Source organism: Thermosulfuriphilus sp. (assembly GCF_054026695.1).
Genome location: NZ_JBPMLP010000056.1, coordinates 57,836 through 73,204, shown reverse-complemented (window position 1 = coordinate 73,204; position 15,369 = coordinate 57,836). Strand labels below are relative to the sequence as shown.

14 protein-coding genes are annotated in these 15,369 nt (G+C 52.2%); 10 read left to right on the top strand and 4 right to left on the bottom strand.

Annotated elements, in window-relative coordinates:
* Window positions 1-50: 50 nt before the first annotated feature.
* Complete coding sequence (locus tag ACXJJX_RS10220) at window positions 51-704, top strand: DUF2760 domain-containing protein (protein WP_456434497.1); 654 nt, start codon at window positions 51-53, stop codon at window positions 702-704.
* A gap of 60 nt (window positions 705-764) precedes the next feature.
* On the opposite strand, the gene extI is transcribed toward ACXJJX_RS10220, so the two are convergent.
* Window positions 765-1,934 (bottom strand): selenite/tellurite reduction operon porin ExtI, encoded by a 1,170-nt coding sequence (extI, locus tag ACXJJX_RS10215; RefSeq protein WP_456434496.1) that lies wholly within the window; start codon window positions 1,932-1,934, stop codon window positions 765-767.
* Window positions 1,935-2,344: 410 nt separating this feature from the next.
* On the opposite strand from extI, the gene ACXJJX_RS10210 reads away from it, so the two are divergent.
* The 3 genes from ACXJJX_RS10210 to guaA all read left to right on the top strand — a co-directional run bounded on the left by ACXJJX_RS10210 (window position 2,345) and on the right by guaA (window position 5,461).
* On the top strand, window positions 2,345-2,947 hold the full coding sequence (locus ACXJJX_RS10210) for a histidine phosphatase family protein (protein WP_456434495.1): 603 nt from the start codon (window positions 2,345-2,347) through the stop codon (window positions 2,945-2,947).
* An 88-nt stretch (window positions 2,948-3,035) separates the two neighbouring features.
* A complete protein-coding gene (gene htpX, locus ACXJJX_RS10205; RefSeq protein ID WP_456434494.1) occupies window positions 3,036-3,905 on the top strand; it encodes a zinc metalloprotease HtpX in 870 nt (289 codons plus the stop codon).
* Between the two features lie 8 nt (window positions 3,906-3,913).
* Entirely contained in the window at window positions 3,914-5,461 is a 1,548-nt protein-coding gene (gene guaA, locus ACXJJX_RS10200) for a glutamine-hydrolyzing GMP synthase (protein ID WP_456434493.1), read from the top strand.
* On the opposite strand, the gene kdsB is transcribed toward guaA, so the two are convergent.
* Window positions 5,445-6,194, bottom strand: a complete 750-nt coding sequence (kdsB, locus tag ACXJJX_RS10195) for a 3-deoxy-manno-octulosonate cytidylyltransferase (RefSeq protein WP_456434492.1) — start codon at window positions 6,192-6,194, stop codon at window positions 5,445-5,447. The two genes, guaA and kdsB, sit on opposite strands and share 17 nt — an antisense overlap.
* 129 nt (window positions 6,195-6,323) lie before the next feature.
* On the opposite strand from kdsB, the gene ACXJJX_RS10190 reads away from it, so the two are divergent.
* From ACXJJX_RS10190 to ACXJJX_RS10165, 6 genes are read left to right on the top strand one after another with little or no spacing between them, the layout of a single operon-like run.
* Window positions 6,324-7,670 carry a B12-binding domain-containing radical SAM protein gene (locus ACXJJX_RS10190; protein ID WP_456434491.1) on the top strand — a complete coding sequence of 449 codons (1,347 nt, stop codon included), beginning with the start codon at window positions 6,324-6,326 and terminating at the stop codon, window positions 7,668-7,670.
* A 59-nt stretch (window positions 7,671-7,729) separates the two neighbouring features.
* Entirely contained in the window at window positions 7,730-8,794 is a 1,065-nt protein-coding gene (locus ACXJJX_RS10185) for a S1C family serine protease (RefSeq protein ID WP_456434490.1), read from the top strand.
* Window positions 8,795-8,808: 14 nt separating this feature from the next.
* Window positions 8,809-9,759 carry a glycosyltransferase family 2 protein gene (locus ACXJJX_RS10180; protein WP_456434489.1) on the top strand — a complete coding sequence of 317 codons (951 nt, stop codon included), beginning with the start codon at window positions 8,809-8,811 and terminating at the stop codon, window positions 9,757-9,759.
* The gene (locus ACXJJX_RS10175) at window positions 9,756-10,691 is read left to right on the top strand and encodes a lysylphosphatidylglycerol synthase transmembrane domain-containing protein (RefSeq protein ID WP_456434488.1); all 936 of its coding nucleotides are present in this window, start codon (window positions 9,756-9,758) and stop codon (window positions 10,689-10,691) included. The genes ACXJJX_RS10180 and ACXJJX_RS10175 overlap by 4 nt, the downstream gene beginning before the upstream one ends.
* Complete coding sequence (locus ACXJJX_RS10170; RefSeq protein WP_456434487.1) at window positions 10,682-11,245, top strand: phosphatase PAP2 family protein; 564 nt, start codon at window positions 10,682-10,684, stop codon at window positions 11,243-11,245. Before ACXJJX_RS10175 ends, ACXJJX_RS10170 begins: the two co-directional genes overlap by 10 nt.
* On the top strand, window positions 11,242-12,759 hold the full coding sequence (locus ACXJJX_RS10165; protein ID WP_456434486.1) for an ArnT family glycosyltransferase: 1,518 nt from the start codon (window positions 11,242-11,244) through the stop codon (window positions 12,757-12,759). Before ACXJJX_RS10170 ends, ACXJJX_RS10165 begins: the two co-directional genes overlap by 4 nt.
* Here the strand turns inward: ACXJJX_RS10165 and ACXJJX_RS10160 are convergent.
* Both ACXJJX_RS10160 and ACXJJX_RS10155 read right to left on the bottom strand, forming a co-directional pair.
* A complete protein-coding gene (locus ACXJJX_RS10160) occupies window positions 12,752-14,113 on the bottom strand; it encodes a sigma-54-dependent transcriptional regulator (protein WP_456434485.1) in 1,362 nt (453 codons plus the stop codon). The genes ACXJJX_RS10165 and ACXJJX_RS10160 overlap by 8 nt on opposite strands.
* Window positions 14,106-15,356, bottom strand: a complete 1,251-nt coding sequence (locus tag ACXJJX_RS10155; RefSeq protein ID WP_456434484.1) for a sensor histidine kinase — start codon at window positions 15,354-15,356, stop codon at window positions 14,106-14,108. The genes ACXJJX_RS10160 and ACXJJX_RS10155 overlap by 8 nt, the downstream gene beginning before the upstream one ends.
* Between the last annotated feature and the right edge of the window lie 13 nt (window positions 15,357-15,369).

The following is a 15,369-nucleotide window of genomic DNA, read 5'->3' as shown; positions in this document are numbered from 1 at the left end:
ACCCGCTAGGAAAACTTAGAGGTTCAAAAAAACTATCCAGGGATATCCGAATGAATCATCACAACAGTGCTTTGGGGTTCAAGATCTTTGTGGCCTTTGCCCTCCTTACGGCCGTTATGGCAGGGCTCGGTTATTATTTTAAAGAACTACTTCCTCCTTGGGCTCTGGTTCTTATCGTGGCCACCCCTCCGGCCACGGGTTGTCTTCTTTACGGTCTTGTGCGCTCCTCCCCACCGAAGGCAACCAAAGAACCACCTCCCCCAAGTCAGGAGCCCAAACCTTCACCGCCTCAGGACACAGTTAGCCCCCAAGCCGTCGGGCCATCTCCAGAGGCTGTGATTGCTCAAGTCTTGGCTACCTTCCAAAGGGAGGGACGGCTCCTTGATTTTTTAAGCGAAGACCTTGACCGTTATGATGATGCCCAGATCGGAGCAGCAGTAAGGGTGATCCACAGGGGGCTCAAATCTGCCTTGTCCGAAATGGTCCATCTGGCCCCAGTAGTCGAGGGACAGGAGGGAGCCGAGGTAACCGTAGAAGAGGGTTTTGACCCCTCGGCCATAAGGCTCACTGGAAACGTCCAGGGTAAGCCTCCCTTCAAGGGTATTTTGCGTCATAGAGGCTGGCGGTATCTAGAGATTAAAAGTCCTCCTTTATCCGAAGAAAAAGAGCAAATCATAACCCCGGCCGAAATAGAAATCCGCTAATAAAAAAGGGGGGGCCGTTGGCCCCCTCAAACCCCCCTTTTGGCTCTCCCTATCCCCGGTCTAAAAACCGGCGGCTATCTGGAAGGTAAAGATGAAGTGATCCTGGACAGATCCAGATTCGCTATCCTGGTCGACAAAAGTAAAGTCCACACTGATCTTGTTGGCTAGCCCCTTAATATAGTAGTTAAAACCGAATCCATAGACGTCGGTATCGTCTTCTTTATCGACATCAAAGTTCTGATAGTGGACAAAGGGCTGGAATTGACCAATTCCCACCTTACCGGGTAGGAGATAGCCGGCCTTTAGAGAGACAATAGAAGCATCATCACCGGAACTGAGGTAGGTATAGGTCACACCATTGGCCGAGTTGTCAATATCAATATAGGCGGCCTCAAGCGTAATGGCCCCAGCTCCAAGAGGCTGATCCCAGAAAAGATCCACCGTCCAGGCAGAATAGTCATCGATCTTGGTTGCTGAAAAATTGATATCCTCTTGATAGTCAAAGCCGGCTCCGATGGACAGGACCCGCTTTTTGCCCAGATAGGTGCCTTTGTTGAACCAGCCAGTCTCGGGATCAAAAAGCGAAACTGAGACCCGACCGGCAAAGCGGAGGTTATCCTCAGGATTTAAGGAGCTGCTCTCAACCCCTTCGCCAATCATCAGGCGATACTGAAACTTACCCCCAGAGAGATTTCCCCAGAGGGTGACACTATCATCCCGACCGACCTTGCTAGGATAAAAAATGCCGCTACGCACCCCACCCTGACCCCAGTCAAGATCAGTGGTCAGAAGAGTTTTGGTGGAGGTGGTTCCATAATTGCGGGTGAAGGGGACATACATACGGCCAGCTTGAAGCATGAGAGCATCACCGGCAAGCTTGACCGTAATCCAACCATCCCTCAGGGCTAGGCCTGAGCCAAGGCCAACGCTGGGGTTATCTAGCCCGTCCTGCCCAAGACGATCGCCGGCATAATGAAGGAAGAAACTGAACCAAGGATTAATAATCCCTTTGACGTAGAAATAGGCCCGACGGGTCATGAAATCGTTGAGAGACTCATCACCCTTACCGTCATTGTTGGTATCACGATAATCATCGACATACTGATACCAGGCCTGTCCCCAGAAGCCCACGTGGAAGGACATGTCTCCTTCTCGATAGACCTCTACGGACCAGACCATTGCCGGAAACAAGAGCAAGAAAAACAACGTAAGACAGACCTTTTTAAACATACAGCTACCTCCTTAAAGTTTTTTGATAGAAACAAGGCTAAAGCTTGGATTTTTCTTATAATATTAGCATCCTAAAAAGTCTAGTACTTTTTTTCACTTGAATTTTATGCGATCTATTGCCAGGTTATAATATTTTAATTTCATTATTATATACTCCACAGGTTTCTTTTTTGTTCTCATTTGAAACGCAAAGATAGCTATCAGTCAGCTATTGCGCTTAAAAACGAAACCTTGAAGATCAAGCAAAATAGGAAATTTCTATGACATAGATCGTTATCTTCTGGCACAATCTTTTGGTCTAATGGATCTTGACCGGAGGAGAGATTCCGAGTAGTTTATCATTAATAAAATTTTAAGTATATTAATTGTTGTTTTTTACTGTTAACCTTCTTAAAGTAATAAATAAAAAGATGGCCAAGATCTGGCTCTTAAGACACGGTCTGACCCGGGCCAATGAGGAGGGGATCTTTGCCGGCTGGACAGACGAACCTCTGACCGAAGAGGGAAGGCTTCAGGCCCAGGAGGCTGCTGAACGGCTGGCCGGGGAAGAAATTGTGGCTATATACACCAGCCCGGTAGCCAGGGCCATAGAGACAGCCAAAATAATCCAGAGTTTCTTCCCTCAAGTCCCTCTTAAAATAGAAGAAGGCCTGGGGGAGATCAGAATTCCTATGTGGGATGGAAAGTCTAAAACCTACCTTAAAGGGCGGCCTGAGCTTGGTTATCCTCTCTGGAAAAAGACCCCCCATCTCTTCAGGCTTAAAGGAGCCGAAAGCCTGAAGGATCTTCAAAGGCGGGCTGTGGTTAGCGTAGAAAAAATTGCCTCCTATCACAGGCAAGAAAGCGTCCTCTTGGTTAGTCACCTGGCAACTATTCGATGCCTCGTCCTCCACTACCAGAGAAGGCCTCTTTCGGACTACCGGAAGGTCAAAGTAGCCAATGCCAGCCCCATCCTCCTCCGCCAACGGGACGACGGCACCCTTCTTCTTGATCTCCACCCCCTCGAAAGCTAGCCTTTTTAAAGCCGATATTTGTTGCAATCTGAAACAGAAGACCATAAATTTATGGTCGTCGCAAACCCAAAAGACAGGAGGGATCCTTATGAGCGGTCTGAGCAACATATTTAAGACCTTTATTCTTCTAGCGGCCCTGACCGGTCTTTTCCTGGTCGTTGGCCAGGCCATCGGGGGGCGCCAAGGGGCAATGATCGCCTTGGTGTTTGCCGGCCTGATGAACTTTTTTGCCTACTGGTTCAGTGACAAGCTGGCCTTGGCAATGAGTGGTGCCCGGCCGGTCTCAGCGACCCAGGCCCCGGAGCTTCACGCCATCGTAGAAAAGTTGGCCCGGTCAGCCGGGATCCCTAAACCCAGGGTCTATATTATCCCGACCCAGACCCCAAACGCCTTTGCTACAGGACGCAATCCGTCCCATGCGGCAGTAGCTGTAACCGAGGGCATCCTTCAGATCCTCAATTGGGATGAGCTCGAAGGGGTTCTGGCCCATGAGCTGGCCCACATTAAAAATCGCGATATCCTTATCAGCAGCATCGCGGCGGTTATCGCCGGAGCCATAAGTTATCTAGCCCAGATGGCCCAGTGGGCCCTGATCTTCGGAGGCTTCCGTCGGGACGAAGAAGACGATATGGGAGGAACTATTGGGGCCCTGGCGATGATGATCATTGCTCCCATCGCTGCTGCCCTGATCCAGTTTGCCATCTCCAGAAGCCGGGAGTATCTGGCCGATGCCACCGGGGCCAAGATTTGCCGTTGTCCCATGGCCTTGGCCAGTGCCTTGAAGAAGCTTGAGGAATGGAATCGTCGGGTTCCCATGCACGTCAATCCGGCCCAGGCCCAGATGTTTATCGTTAACCCGCTCTCCGGAGAGGCCCTGATGAGGCTTTTTTCTACCCATCCCCCTATTGAAGACCGGGTCCGTCGTCTGGTAGAGATGGCTAGATCTCTAGGAAGATAGGAGTAAAGATGGCCACAGGCGACAAGATCCTCGTCCTTGACTTTGGCTCCCAGACCACCCAGCTCATTGCCCGACGGGTAAGAGAGCTCCGCGTCTACTCGGAGATCAGGGCCTGTAATATCTCCCTTGAGGAGATAAAGGCCTTTGCTCCCAAGGGTATTATCCTCTCTGGGGGGCCGGCCAGTGTCTACGACGAAGGGGCCCCCCAGACAGACCAAGCCCTCTTTGAACTGGGGATCCCAATCTTGGGGATATGCTATGGGATGCAACTGATGACCCACCTCCTTGGTGGGCGGGTAGAACGCAGCCAAAAGAGGGAATACGGTCCGGCCAGACTAAAGATCCTTGAGGCCAGGGATATTTTTGCCGGTCTTTCGCCTGAAAAGACTTACCAGGTCTGGATGAGTCATGGAGACCGCATTGAGGAAATGCCTCCTGGCTTCATTCGGATGGCCGAAAGTGAAAACTCGCCGATTGCGGCCATGGGTGATGAGTCCCGGCGGCTCTTTGGAGTCCAGTTTCATCCTGAGGTGGCCCACACAGAGATCGGCCGTGATATCCTTTCCAACTTCGTCTTCAAAGTCTGCGCCTGCCAGCCTACCTGGACCATGGCCTCCTTTGTTCAGGAGGCCGTGGAGCAGATTAGGCAAACCGTAGGGCCAGAAGAGAGGGTCATCTGTGCCCTGTCCGGAGGGGTTGATTCCTCAGTGACTGCTCTTTTGGTCCACAGGGCCTTAGGGAACCGGCTGGTTTGTATCTTCGTCAATAATGGACTGTTGCGCCAAGGTGAAGTCGAGACGGTACTTAACTTCTTCCGGGGCTCTCAACTTGAAGTCCGCTATGTTGACGCCTCAGATTTTTTCCTCTCTCGGCTCTCTGGGATAACTGATCCGGAAGAAAAAAGGCGGATCATTGGCCACACCTTCATTGAGGTCTTTGAGGCCGAAGCCCAGAAGATCGGTGCCGTAGGTTATCTGGCCCAGGGGACCCTTTATCCTGACGTGATCGAGAGCATCTCTTACCGGGGGCCCTCAGCCACTATCAAGAGCCATCACAACGTAGGCGGCCTCCCGGAACGCATGAGGCTTAAACTCATCGAGCCTCTAAAAGAGCTCTTCAAAGATGAGGTCCGAGAGCTGGGCAAAGAACTAGGAATGCCTTATGAACTCATCTGGCGACAACCCTTCCCAGGGCCAGGGCTAGCTATTCGGATCATCGGAGAGGTTACCAAGGAACGTCTGAAGATCCTGCGTCAGGCCGACGCCATCGTCACCGAGGAGATGAAGAGCTCTGGCTGGTACTATAAGGTCTGGCAGTCCTTTGCTGTCCTCCTCCCCATAAAGACCGTCGGGGTCATGGGTGATGAACGAACCTACGAATACGTAATTGCTCTAAGGGTAGTCGATAGCCTTGATGCCATGACTGCCGATTGGACCAAACTACCCTATGATCTTTTGGCCCGACTCTCTAATCGAATCATCAATGAGGTCAAGGGGGTCAACCGGGTGGTCTATGATATCTCCTCCAAACCACCGGCCACTATCGAATGGGAGTAGCTTCCTTAAGGAGTCTTTCCACGTAGGCCAAATCCTCAGGGGTATCAACCTCTGGGCATTCGTAACGGGTAATGACCACGGCCAGCTTCCAGCCATTTTCAAGGGCCCGGAGTTGTTCTAATTTCTCCGAGGCCTCAAGCTCCCCCTCCGGAAGGGCGACAAAGTCCTCTAGAGCCCAGCGTCGATAGGCATAGATGCCTATATGTCGGAGATAACGGGGCCGGCTCCCTGGGGCTCGAAAATAGGGTATAGGGGATCGGGAAAAATAAATGGCCCGCGACTGTCGATCAAGGACCACCTTGACCCGGTTAGGATCAAAGACATCCTCTTCCCGCTTGAAGACAGTAGCCACAGTGGCCATAGGCAGATCTCCGTCAAGCAGAAGAGGTTTGACCAGCTCTTCAACCACTGGAGGAGCCAGAAGAGGTTGATCGCCCTGGATGTTAACCACGATGTCCTGGGGGTCAAGACGCAGGAGATTGGCCGCTTCGGCAATCCTTTCGGTGCCACAGCGATGCTTCTGGTCGGTCATGACCACCGTTCCTCCAAAGGAGCGCACTCCTTCGGCTATCCGTTCATCATCGGTGGCCACTACCACCCGGGAGACCACCGGGCTGTCCAGAACCCTTTCATAGACATGCTGGATCATTGGTTTGCCGGCCAGTTCGGCCAACGGCTTTCCGGGAAAGCGGGTAGAAGCAAACCTTGCCGGAATAATGGCAACTATCTTCATGGCCTCTCCGCCTTAATAAGCTATTACTCTAGAGAAAACTTTCTAATCATGGGATAAAATGTGGCATCATGTTAGCTAAAAGCCCCAGCTACGGCAAGATCAAAGAAAACCGAATATTTTACGCCCCTAATGAAGGTATTGATCCCCGAAGATCCCCAAATCTGGCTGATAAATCCCTGGATCTACGATTTTGCGGCCTTTGATCTTTGGGCCAAACCTTTAGGGCTCCTCATTTTGGCCACCAAACTGAGGCGCCAGGGATATCGGGTGAGATTTTTTGATCTCCTTGACTATAGCCATCCAGGTCTTCCTATGCGCCCCAAACGGAAAAGATTCGGTACCGGACATTATTTCCGCACCCCTCTTCCTAAACCGGTTCCATTGACCGATGTCCCCCGAAGCTTTGCCCGCTACGGGCTCCCTTATCACCTAGCCCAGAAGATGTTCCTCTCTGCTGGGGCTCCAGACCTTGTCCTGGTCACCAGCCTTATGACCTACTGGTATCCTGGAGTCTGGGAAACTATCTCCCTTATCAAGAGCCTCTATCCCAGAGTACCCATCGTCTTGGGGGGGATTTATGCCAGCCTCATGCCGGAACACGCCAGAGTCTCAGGGGCAGATTTTGTCATCAGCGGTCCGGCTGAAGGGAGGCTTGAGAGACTGGTTATTGATCTCATCGGCCCCCCGAGCTCTCAGAAAGAATTCATTCCCTCTTATCCCTCTTTTGATCTCCTCCCCCGACTTGATTATGTATGTCTATTGACCACTCGAGGTTGCCCCTTTCGGTGCCAGTACTGTGCTTCAAGGCTTCTTTTCCCCAGGTTTGAACGCCGCCAGCCAGAAGATGTACTCGAAGAGATCCTCTATTGGCATAGACGGTTTGGAGTCCAAGATTTTGCCTTCTACGACGATGCCCTCTTGGTAGATTTTGAGACACATCTGGGGCCACTTCTAGAGTACATATGTCGCTTGGGTCTTAAGGTCCGGTTCCATACCCCTAATGCCTTCCATGTCCGTCTGGTCAATCAGGAGGTGGCCAATCTTCTCAAGAAAGCCGGCTTTGTTACCCTGAGGATGGGGTTTGAGACGGTCGAAGACCGAAGGCACGAGGCTCTAGATGGTAAGGTAAACACGGCTGATCTTCCCCGGGCCATAGAGGCTCTTAAGAAGGCCGGCTTTCATGGCCACCAAATCGGGGTCTATATCCTCTGGGGGCTTCCCGGCCAGCCTCTAGATGAGGTCCGAAGGTCACTCGAGTTCGTGGCCTCCTGTGGGGCTGCCCCCTATTTGGCCGAATATTCCCCCATCCCGGGGACAGCCCTCTGGGAAGAGGCCCTTGCCCGGGCCCGATACCCTATAGATGAGGAACCCCTCTTCCAGAACAACTCTCTTCTCCCCTGCCTCAATCCCATAGACTGGGAAGAGGTTAGTCGCCTTAAAAGATATGCCCAGAGGCTCAGGGTTTACAGCGCTTGAGGGCTGGGGTAAGTCTGAGGCAGAATTTTCCCCTTTCAAAAAAAAACAAGGATAACCCTATGGGCAAAAAAGTTTATGTCTTGATGCTGATTTTTCTCTCTATTGTCTCCCGAGCCTGGTCCCTGACCCCTTACGAAGAAAATACCATTTCTGTTTACAGACAGGCCACCCGGGGAGTGGTCCACATCGATTGTCTTAAGGATCCAGACAAAACAGGGGGCAAGGGCCCCCTCAGGACTTTAGGATCAGGATTTTTTCTGGACAAAGATGGCCATATCATCACTAACTTTCATGTCATTGATGCTGCCTTTGTCATCAATGTCATTGATTGGGCCGGAAATCGCTACCAGGCCCAGATCGTCGGCACAGATCCAGAAACCGACTTGGCTGTCCTCAAGATAAAGCCTAAGGAAGATATTGCCCCCCTTGAGTTCGGAGATTCGGATCAACTCATCATTGGCCAGAAAGTACTGGCCATTGGTAATCCTTATGGACTTGACAATACCCTTACCGTAGGGGTGATCAGTGCCCTAAATCGATCTCTCCCCAGCCCCACTCTGGAGCTCTCCCACAACATCATCCAGACAGATGCCGCCATAAACCCCGGGTCAAGCGGTGGCCCTCTCCTTGACTCTAGCGGTCGAGTAATCGGAATAAACACGGCCATGCTCGGTCGAGGGGCGGAAAACATCGGTTTTGCCATACCGGCCAATGTGGCCAAACGGATCATCCCCCAGCTTATATCCCAGGGGTTTGCTGTCAGACCTTGGCTGGGATTCTTCGGAATAGAGCTTTCAACCCGCCTAGCCAATCTCTTCGGTCTTAAAGTATCCAAAGGAGTAATGATAGAAAGGGTCATCCAGGGATCCCCTGCTGCCCGGGCCGGACTCCGCGGGGGAGAGAGGTTGATCAAATTCGGCAACGAGGAGGTCATCCTCGGCGGAGATGTTATCGTCGGGATAGACGGACGCCCGGTCTCTCGCATCCTGGATATAGTCGAGGCTATGACCAACAAAAGGCCAGGAGATACGGTAATCTTCAAGGTCATCCGGGAAGAAGAAGAGCTTGAGATTGCTGTCAAAGCGGGGCTACTTCCACCTACGGCCCAGAAGCCACGGCGCTAGGAGGACCTTTATCCATGACTGAAGAGATAGACATCTCTGTGGTCATTCCCCTCTACAACGAGGAAGACAACGTTGCCCTGCTCCTGGCCCGCATCAAAGAGGCCTTAGAACCACTAGGAAGAAGTTTTGAGGTCATCTGCGTTGACGATGGCTCCACCGATAAAACCGTTAAGATCTTAAAGGATCTTAAAAAATCGTACCCCTTCTTAAGGGTGATCATCTTTAGGCGCAACTTTGGCCAAAGTGCAGCCATGGCGGCAGGTTTTGACTACGCCCGGGGCAGGATTGTCGTCTCCATGGACGGAGACCTCCAGAATGATCCAGCTGATATCCCCATGCTTATTACCCGCCTTGAAGAAGGTTACGACGTAGTCTCTGGCTGGCGCAAGGATCGTCAAGATCCCTTCTTCTCCCGGAAGCTACCCTCATTTGTTGCCAATTGGATCATCGGTCGGGCCACGGGGGTAAGGCTCCATGATTACGGTTGCTCCCTTAAGGCCTACCGACGGGAGGTGGTTAAAAACATCTCCCTTTACGGAGAGCTTCACCGTTTTATTCCCGTGTTGGCCAGTTTCTATGGAGCAAGAATTGTTGAGGTCCCGGTCAGACACCATCCTCGACGGCTTGGCCGAAGCAAATACGGAATCTCCCGCACCTATCGAGTAATTCTAGACCTTCTGCTGATGCTCTTCTTTAAAAGATTTGCCACCCGACCGCTCCACATCTTTGGCCTTATGGGCGGAGGCATGATCCTTACCGGAGGACTTATTGAAGCCTATCTGACCTTCAGAAAGCTTTTCTTCGGCGAAGATATCGGTGGTAGACCTCTACTTCTTTTGGGTATCCTTCTCATCATTACCGGGGTTAATCTTTTTGGTACCGGCCTTCTGGCTGAGCTCCTCATCCGGACATATCACGAAAGTCAAGGCAAACCCATCTATACTGTCCGCGAGGTTATCGAGTGAAGCTGAGAGCTGGACTCATCTTCCGAACCCTGGTCAGTCTAGGAACCGTTGTCTGGCTCATCCACCAGATAGATCTTCGGACCCTGGGTCGGGCCCTAAAGGGATTTCCCCCTCATCTTTTTGCCTTAGCGGCGTTGGTTTTTATCCTAGCCCAAGTCCTCTCTACCAGAAGGTGGCAAGTCCTAGCCAGCTCACTTCGGATAAGGGCTCCTTATGGACTCCTTTTGCGCTACTATTTCGTTGGTTCCTATTTCAATCTCCTTATGCCTGGGGCTATCGGAGGAGACGTTATCAAGGCCTATCTGCTTTCAAAAGGACAGGAAGGCAAGTTACGCATCAGCTACAGCATTGTCGGAGACCGGGGGTTTGGCCTTGGAGCCATACTGGGGCTTTCTCTTGGCGGTTTTTTACTGAAGCCAGACATCGTCCCCGCCGCTGGACGTTGGCCCCTTTTTTTGGTTCTGGCTGGAGGCAATCTGATCTTTCTGGCAGCTCCCCTCCTAAGTTCGATAATCCGCCGTCTCTTCCCCAGCTTCCCAGAAGACATATTTGCCTTCTGGCGGAATCGACTGGTCTTCCTTGAGGCCTATCTCCTCAGTGTTCTTGTCCAGCTGCTGGTGATCACCTTCCACTGGATGTTGGGCAAAGGGCTGGGGCTCCCTTATGGCTTCGGTTTTTACCTGGTCGTCGTCCCCCTTATCTCTGTAGCCAGTAGCCTGCCACTTTCGATAAGTGGTATCGGAATACGCGAAGGCGGCTTTGCCTTTTTCCTCAAACACCTGGGGGAGAACCCAGCCTTGGGGGTGGCCTTGGGGATTCTTGCCTTCGGGGTCTCATTGGTAGTTGGGGCGATTGGAGGAATCGTCTATCTCTTCGGTCAACACGAAAGGGGCAAAGAGGCCCTTAAGATACACAAGGAATCATGTCGATAGATATCGAATTCTTTTACCTAATAAACGGTTCCCGCCACTGGCTTCTGGATCACCTGATGCCGCTTTTCTCCAGCCAGACCTTTATCATCGCCGCCTTTGTGGCCATATCAGCCTTGGCGACCCTATTTTACGGACGTCGGGCCATCCTTGCGGCTCTGGTGGCCGTGGTCCTGGTGGCCGGAGCCGACTTTATCTGTGGCCAAGTAGCCAAGCCCTTCTTTAAACGTCCTCGTCCCTACTGTACCCTGGATCACCTCTACCTCCGCAAAGGGGGAGACTGGCGATTTATTAAGGCCCCTATCGAGCGACCAGGCCGTTATGCCTTTCCCTCCTGTCATGCCACCAATACCGCTGCAGCCGGCCTTTATCTGGCCCTGGTCTTTCCCCGGATAGCCCCTTTAAGCCTTATGGTTCCCTTGCTTACCGGCTATTCCCGAATATACGGTGGCCATCATTATCCTCTTGATGTCCTTGCCGGCTACCTTCTGGGCGGTGGGCTGGCCCTGGCAGTCTGGGGCCTGAGCAGGTTCTTCTGGCTGAGGAGGAAGAAATGAAGCGGCTTCTCGACGAGCTCTTCACTCCTTTTGGGCTTTTTGTCCTCGTTATTTTCACCTTCAGGCTTACTTACCTACGCCATGCTCCTTTTGACCTTTCTCCTGATGAGGCCTATTATTGGGACTGGTCTCGACATTTGGCCTGGGGCTATTATAGCAAACCCCCCATGGTGGCCTGGCTTATGGCTGTGGCCACCAAATACCTGGGATCTACGGCCTATGCAGTAAGGCTTCCGGCCGTCTACCTAGGAACAGGAGTGATCGTCTCTCTTTACTTCCTCTCCCTGAGTCTATTTCCCCAAGACCGACGTCTAGCCCTTTACACCACCTTTGTCGCCGCGGCCATTCCCCTTTTTGCCGTTTATTCCTTCCTCATGACCATTGATCCGCCACTTTTCTTCTTCTGGGCCTTGGCTCTCCTTGTGGGCTGGATTTCCATCGAAAGAGAGCGCCTTCTTTGGTTTGTGTTTCTGGGGATTATCCTCGGAGGAGGGCTACTCTCCAAGCAAACTATGGTCGGTTTCTATCCCTTACTGCTTCTTTATCTTTATCTGTCTCCCGAAAAAAGACACCTTCTTGGCCACCCCGGCCCCTATGCCACAGGTCTTGTGGCCGGAGTCCTTATTCTGCCCAACCTCCTTTGGAACGCCAGACACAACTGGGTAACCTTTTTCCATACAGCCCATCATTTTGAGGTCAAAGGGGTTGAGTTTCCCAAAAGTTTTTTAGAGTTCGTCGGAGGGCAGGCATTGGTCATCAGCCCGATCATCTTTGGCCTCCTTATCTACACCGCTATCGCCGCCCTCAAGAAAGGAATTCTCTGGCGGGATCCCCGTCTGCGGTACCTGGGGCTCTTTTCCCTTTTGCCTCTGGGGGGAGTCACTGGCCTGTCAATACTTCGGGAGATAAATGCCAATTGGCCAGGCCCTTTTTACCTTTCATCCCTGGTAATCCTCAGTGTGCTCGCCTTAAGGACCAGATGGCGTCGGCAGGCAGGAAGGATAAGGCGTCTTTATTTTCTGGGGCTTATCCTCGGCGCCTTACTCTGCGGCCTGACCTACTACCTACCCGAGGTCATCAGGCAACTGCCTCAAGGTTGGGCCCACCTTGACCCAACCTTGAAGCTTAAGGGTTGGAAGGAACTGGGAGAAGAGATGAGCCGGATCAAAGATGGCCATCCCCAGGCCTTCGTCCTTTCTCTTAAAAGACAAATCGTCAGTGAACTTGCTTTTTACATGGAAGGGCAACCAGTAGTCTATCGCTGGGCCGGAAAGGAGCGCTCTGTTAGGAGCCAGTACGAACTTTGGCCCTGGCCTAGGGAGCTAATCGACCGTAATGCCCTACTGGTCTTAAGAGAACAAGACCAAGTCCCCGAAGATCTAAAAGAAGTCTTCAGAGAGATAGCCTTTCTTAAGGAAATCCGTATAGATCTTGGTCTTGGCCGCCAGAGGATCTTTCGGATCTATCTCTGCCAAGGTTTCAAGGGACATCCCCGATATACTGGTGCTAGCTGAGGCCGTATTTCTCCAGTTTATAACGGAGGACTCGCTCTGAGATCCCCAAGATCTCCGCTGCCTTGGTCTTGACCCCTTTGGCCAGGCTGAGGGCCTCCTTGATCCTTTGGCGCTCCAGGTGTTCTACGGCCAGAGGCAGGGGGAGCTCCCAGAGGGAGCGATCTAACCCCTTGGGGACTTGGCCCTTGGCTAGGTGGTGGGGGAGATCCTGAAGGGTAACTACAGGACCTTCGGCTAAGATAACGGCCCGCTCGATAATGTTTTCAAGCTCCCGGACATTGCCGGGAAACTCGTAGACCAAAAGAACCTCCAGGGCTTCTCGGCTGAGATCCCGAAGATCTTTGCCATATTTTTGGGCAAAACTTCTAAGGAAATGCCGAGCCAACGGCACGATATCTTCCTTTCTTTGCCGCAGGGGAGGTAATCTGATGGCAAAGACATTAAGGCGCCAGAAAAGATCCTCCCGGAATCGACCTTCATTGACCATCCTCTGCAGATCCTGATTAGTAGCGGCAACTACCCGAACATCGACGCTAATCTCCTTAAGGCCCCCGATCCTAGAAAAGGTTTTTTCTTGGAGGACTCGGAGGAGTTTGGCCTGAAGAGCAGGAGGAAGCTCGCCAATTTCATCAAGAAAGATGGTCCCTTGATGGGCAAGTTCGAAAAAACCGGGCTTACTCCGGCTGGCCCCAGTGAAAGCCCCCTTCTCGTAGCCGAAGAGCTCACTCTCAAGGAGTCCTTCAGGGATGGCCGCACAGTTTATCTTCACCAAAGGCCCCTTTGAACGGGGAGAAAGCCGGTGGAGAAGCCCTGCAACAATCTCTTTGCCGGTACCAGATTCCCCGAGGATGAGAACAGTGGCCTCGGTGGCCGCCACTTTGGAGACCAAACGGAGTACCTCCTTCATGGCTTGACTCTCAGCCACAATTCCCGGTATCTCAGGAACAGCTAGTTCCTTAAGCCTTTGCCTTAGAAGCTCTACCTCCCGCACCAGACGGATCTCTTTAAGAGCTCGATCTATTAACAGAAGGAGTTCTTCAAGGTTGACAGGCTTAGTGAGATAGTGAAAGGCTCCCCGACGCATGGCCAAAACCGCCTTCTCAATGGAGCCAAAGGCCGTAATGACAATGACCTGACTTAATGGATTCTTGACCTTGATATCCTCAAGGAGGCTAAGTCCATCTTTGTCGGGAAGGAGATAGTCAAGAAGGACAACGTCTGGATCCCACTCAAGAAGATCCAATCCTTCCTGGGCACAACCAGCCTCTTTGATCTCGTAGCCTTTTAAAGAGAGATAGTCGGCCAGCATCTGGCGCTGATCTCGATCGTCCTCAATGAGAAGTATCTTAACCATTGCCTGATCCCTTTCTGGGGATTCTAACCCTGAAGAGGGCCCCTCGGCCTGGTTGACTCTCTAGATCTATACTGCCGCCGTGGGCCTGAATGACGCGCTCAACGATAAAAAGCCCCAGGCCAAAACCATCCGGCTTGCGACTGAAAAACGGATCAAATATGCGCTTTCTATCCTCGGGAGCGATCCCCGGACCGTTATCCTGAATCATAAAAACCATATCTTCTGCCTCTAAGTAGATCCGGAGACTGACCTCACCCCCTTCAGGAGTGGCCTCAAGGGCATTGCGAAGGAGATTCTCCAGGGCCCGAGACAACCAACGAGGATCGGCCTCCAAGGCCCCTTCTCCATCAGGCAAATAGACCCTGAGCTTAATCCTCTTCATTTCTGCCAAAAGGATCAAAGCTGGAAGAAAGGAGGCCAGAAGATCCTTGAGACGGACCAAGCAAGGCCTAACCCTGATCCCCCGGGCCAGAGATAGAAACTCTCCAGCCAAGGTCTCCAAGCGTCTGACTTCCCGATCCATCCGCTCAAGGATCTCCGGCCGGACTCCCCCCAGTTCCCGAAGCATCTGGATCCCCATACTCAAGGTGTTAAGGGGGTTGCGAATCTCATGGGCCAAAAGGGAGGCCATTTTGCCCACTGTAGCCAGCTTTTGGTTCTCTGCCAGTCTGGCCTCTAACAACTCACTGCGGCGCTGGAGTCTCTCTAAATACAGACCTACACCTAACAGAACTAAGATTCCCCCTCCCAGGATAATGCCTCCATGAACGAGCCCCTCCCGCCAGACCTCTTGCTTGAAAGACTGTTCTACCCCCACGAGAACAAAGAGCTCTTTGTCCGGCCAGAGGGTTATTGATTGGCAAAGATAAAAGATTCCGCCCACCTCACGCTCAAAGGGACATTCTGGTCTCTGGTCAAAAGGTCCCCTGCCCCCGGGAAAACTGTTGAAAAAGATCCCCTTATCACCCCAAACCATTACCCCGTACAAAAAGGGTTGGCCTTGGAGCTCATCTGTGAGCCAAGTCAGGCTCCGAAGGTAGGAGGGGGCCGAAGGAGGTAACATGTTCGCTAGTTCAAGGTGCCCAAGGAGACGATTGGTAATCAGCTGATGAATGGCCCGGGCGTCAAGACGCTGATGAACTTCAAGATCGTGACGCAGGACCCAAAGATAGGCCAGGGTTGAGAGGACAAGGACTCCTAGACTCAACCCTAGCCAAAAACGAGGTTTGGGAAGGAATCCCATACCTCAGGGAATG

Coding starts and splice junctions, on each gene's coding strand:
- ACXJJX_RS10185 (WP_456434490.1), top strand. CDS start 7,730: ATGGGCAAAAAAGTTTATGTCTTGATGCTGATTTTTCTCTCTATTGTC.
- htpX (WP_456434494.1), top strand. CDS start 3,036: ATGAGCGGTCTGAGCAACATATTTAAGACCTTTATTCTTCTAGCGGCC.
- ACXJJX_RS10190 (WP_456434491.1), top strand. CDS start 6,324: ATGAAGGTATTGATCCCCGAAGATCCCCAAATCTGGCTGATAAATCCC.
- ACXJJX_RS10165 (WP_456434486.1), top strand. CDS start 11,242: ATGAAGCGGCTTCTCGACGAGCTCTTCACTCCTTTTGGGCTTTTTGTC.
- ACXJJX_RS10170 (WP_456434487.1), top strand. CDS start 10,682: ATGTCGATAGATATCGAATTCTTTTACCTAATAAACGGTTCCCGCCAC.
- ACXJJX_RS10210 (WP_456434495.1), top strand. CDS start 2,345: ATGGCCAAGATCTGGCTCTTAAGACACGGTCTGACCCGGGCCAATGAG.
- ACXJJX_RS10180 (WP_456434489.1), top strand. CDS start 8,809: ATGACTGAAGAGATAGACATCTCTGTGGTCATTCCCCTCTACAACGAG.
- ACXJJX_RS10220 (WP_456434497.1), top strand. CDS start 51: ATGAATCATCACAACAGTGCTTTGGGGTTCAAGATCTTTGTGGCCTTT.
- extI (WP_456434496.1), bottom strand. CDS start 1,934: ATGTTTAAAAAGGTCTGTCTTACGTTGTTTTTCTTGCTCTTGTTTCCG.
- ACXJJX_RS10155 (WP_456434484.1), bottom strand. CDS start 15,356: ATGGGATTCCTTCCCAAACCTCGTTTTTGGCTAGGGTTGAGTCTAGGA.
- kdsB (WP_456434492.1), bottom strand. CDS start 6,194: ATGAAGATAGTTGCCATTATTCCGGCAAGGTTTGCTTCTACCCGCTTT.
- ACXJJX_RS10160 (WP_456434485.1), bottom strand. CDS start 14,113: ATGGTTAAGATACTTCTCATTGAGGACGATCGAGATCAGCGCCAGATG.
- guaA (WP_456434493.1), top strand. CDS start 3,914: ATGGCCACAGGCGACAAGATCCTCGTCCTTGACTTTGGCTCCCAGACC.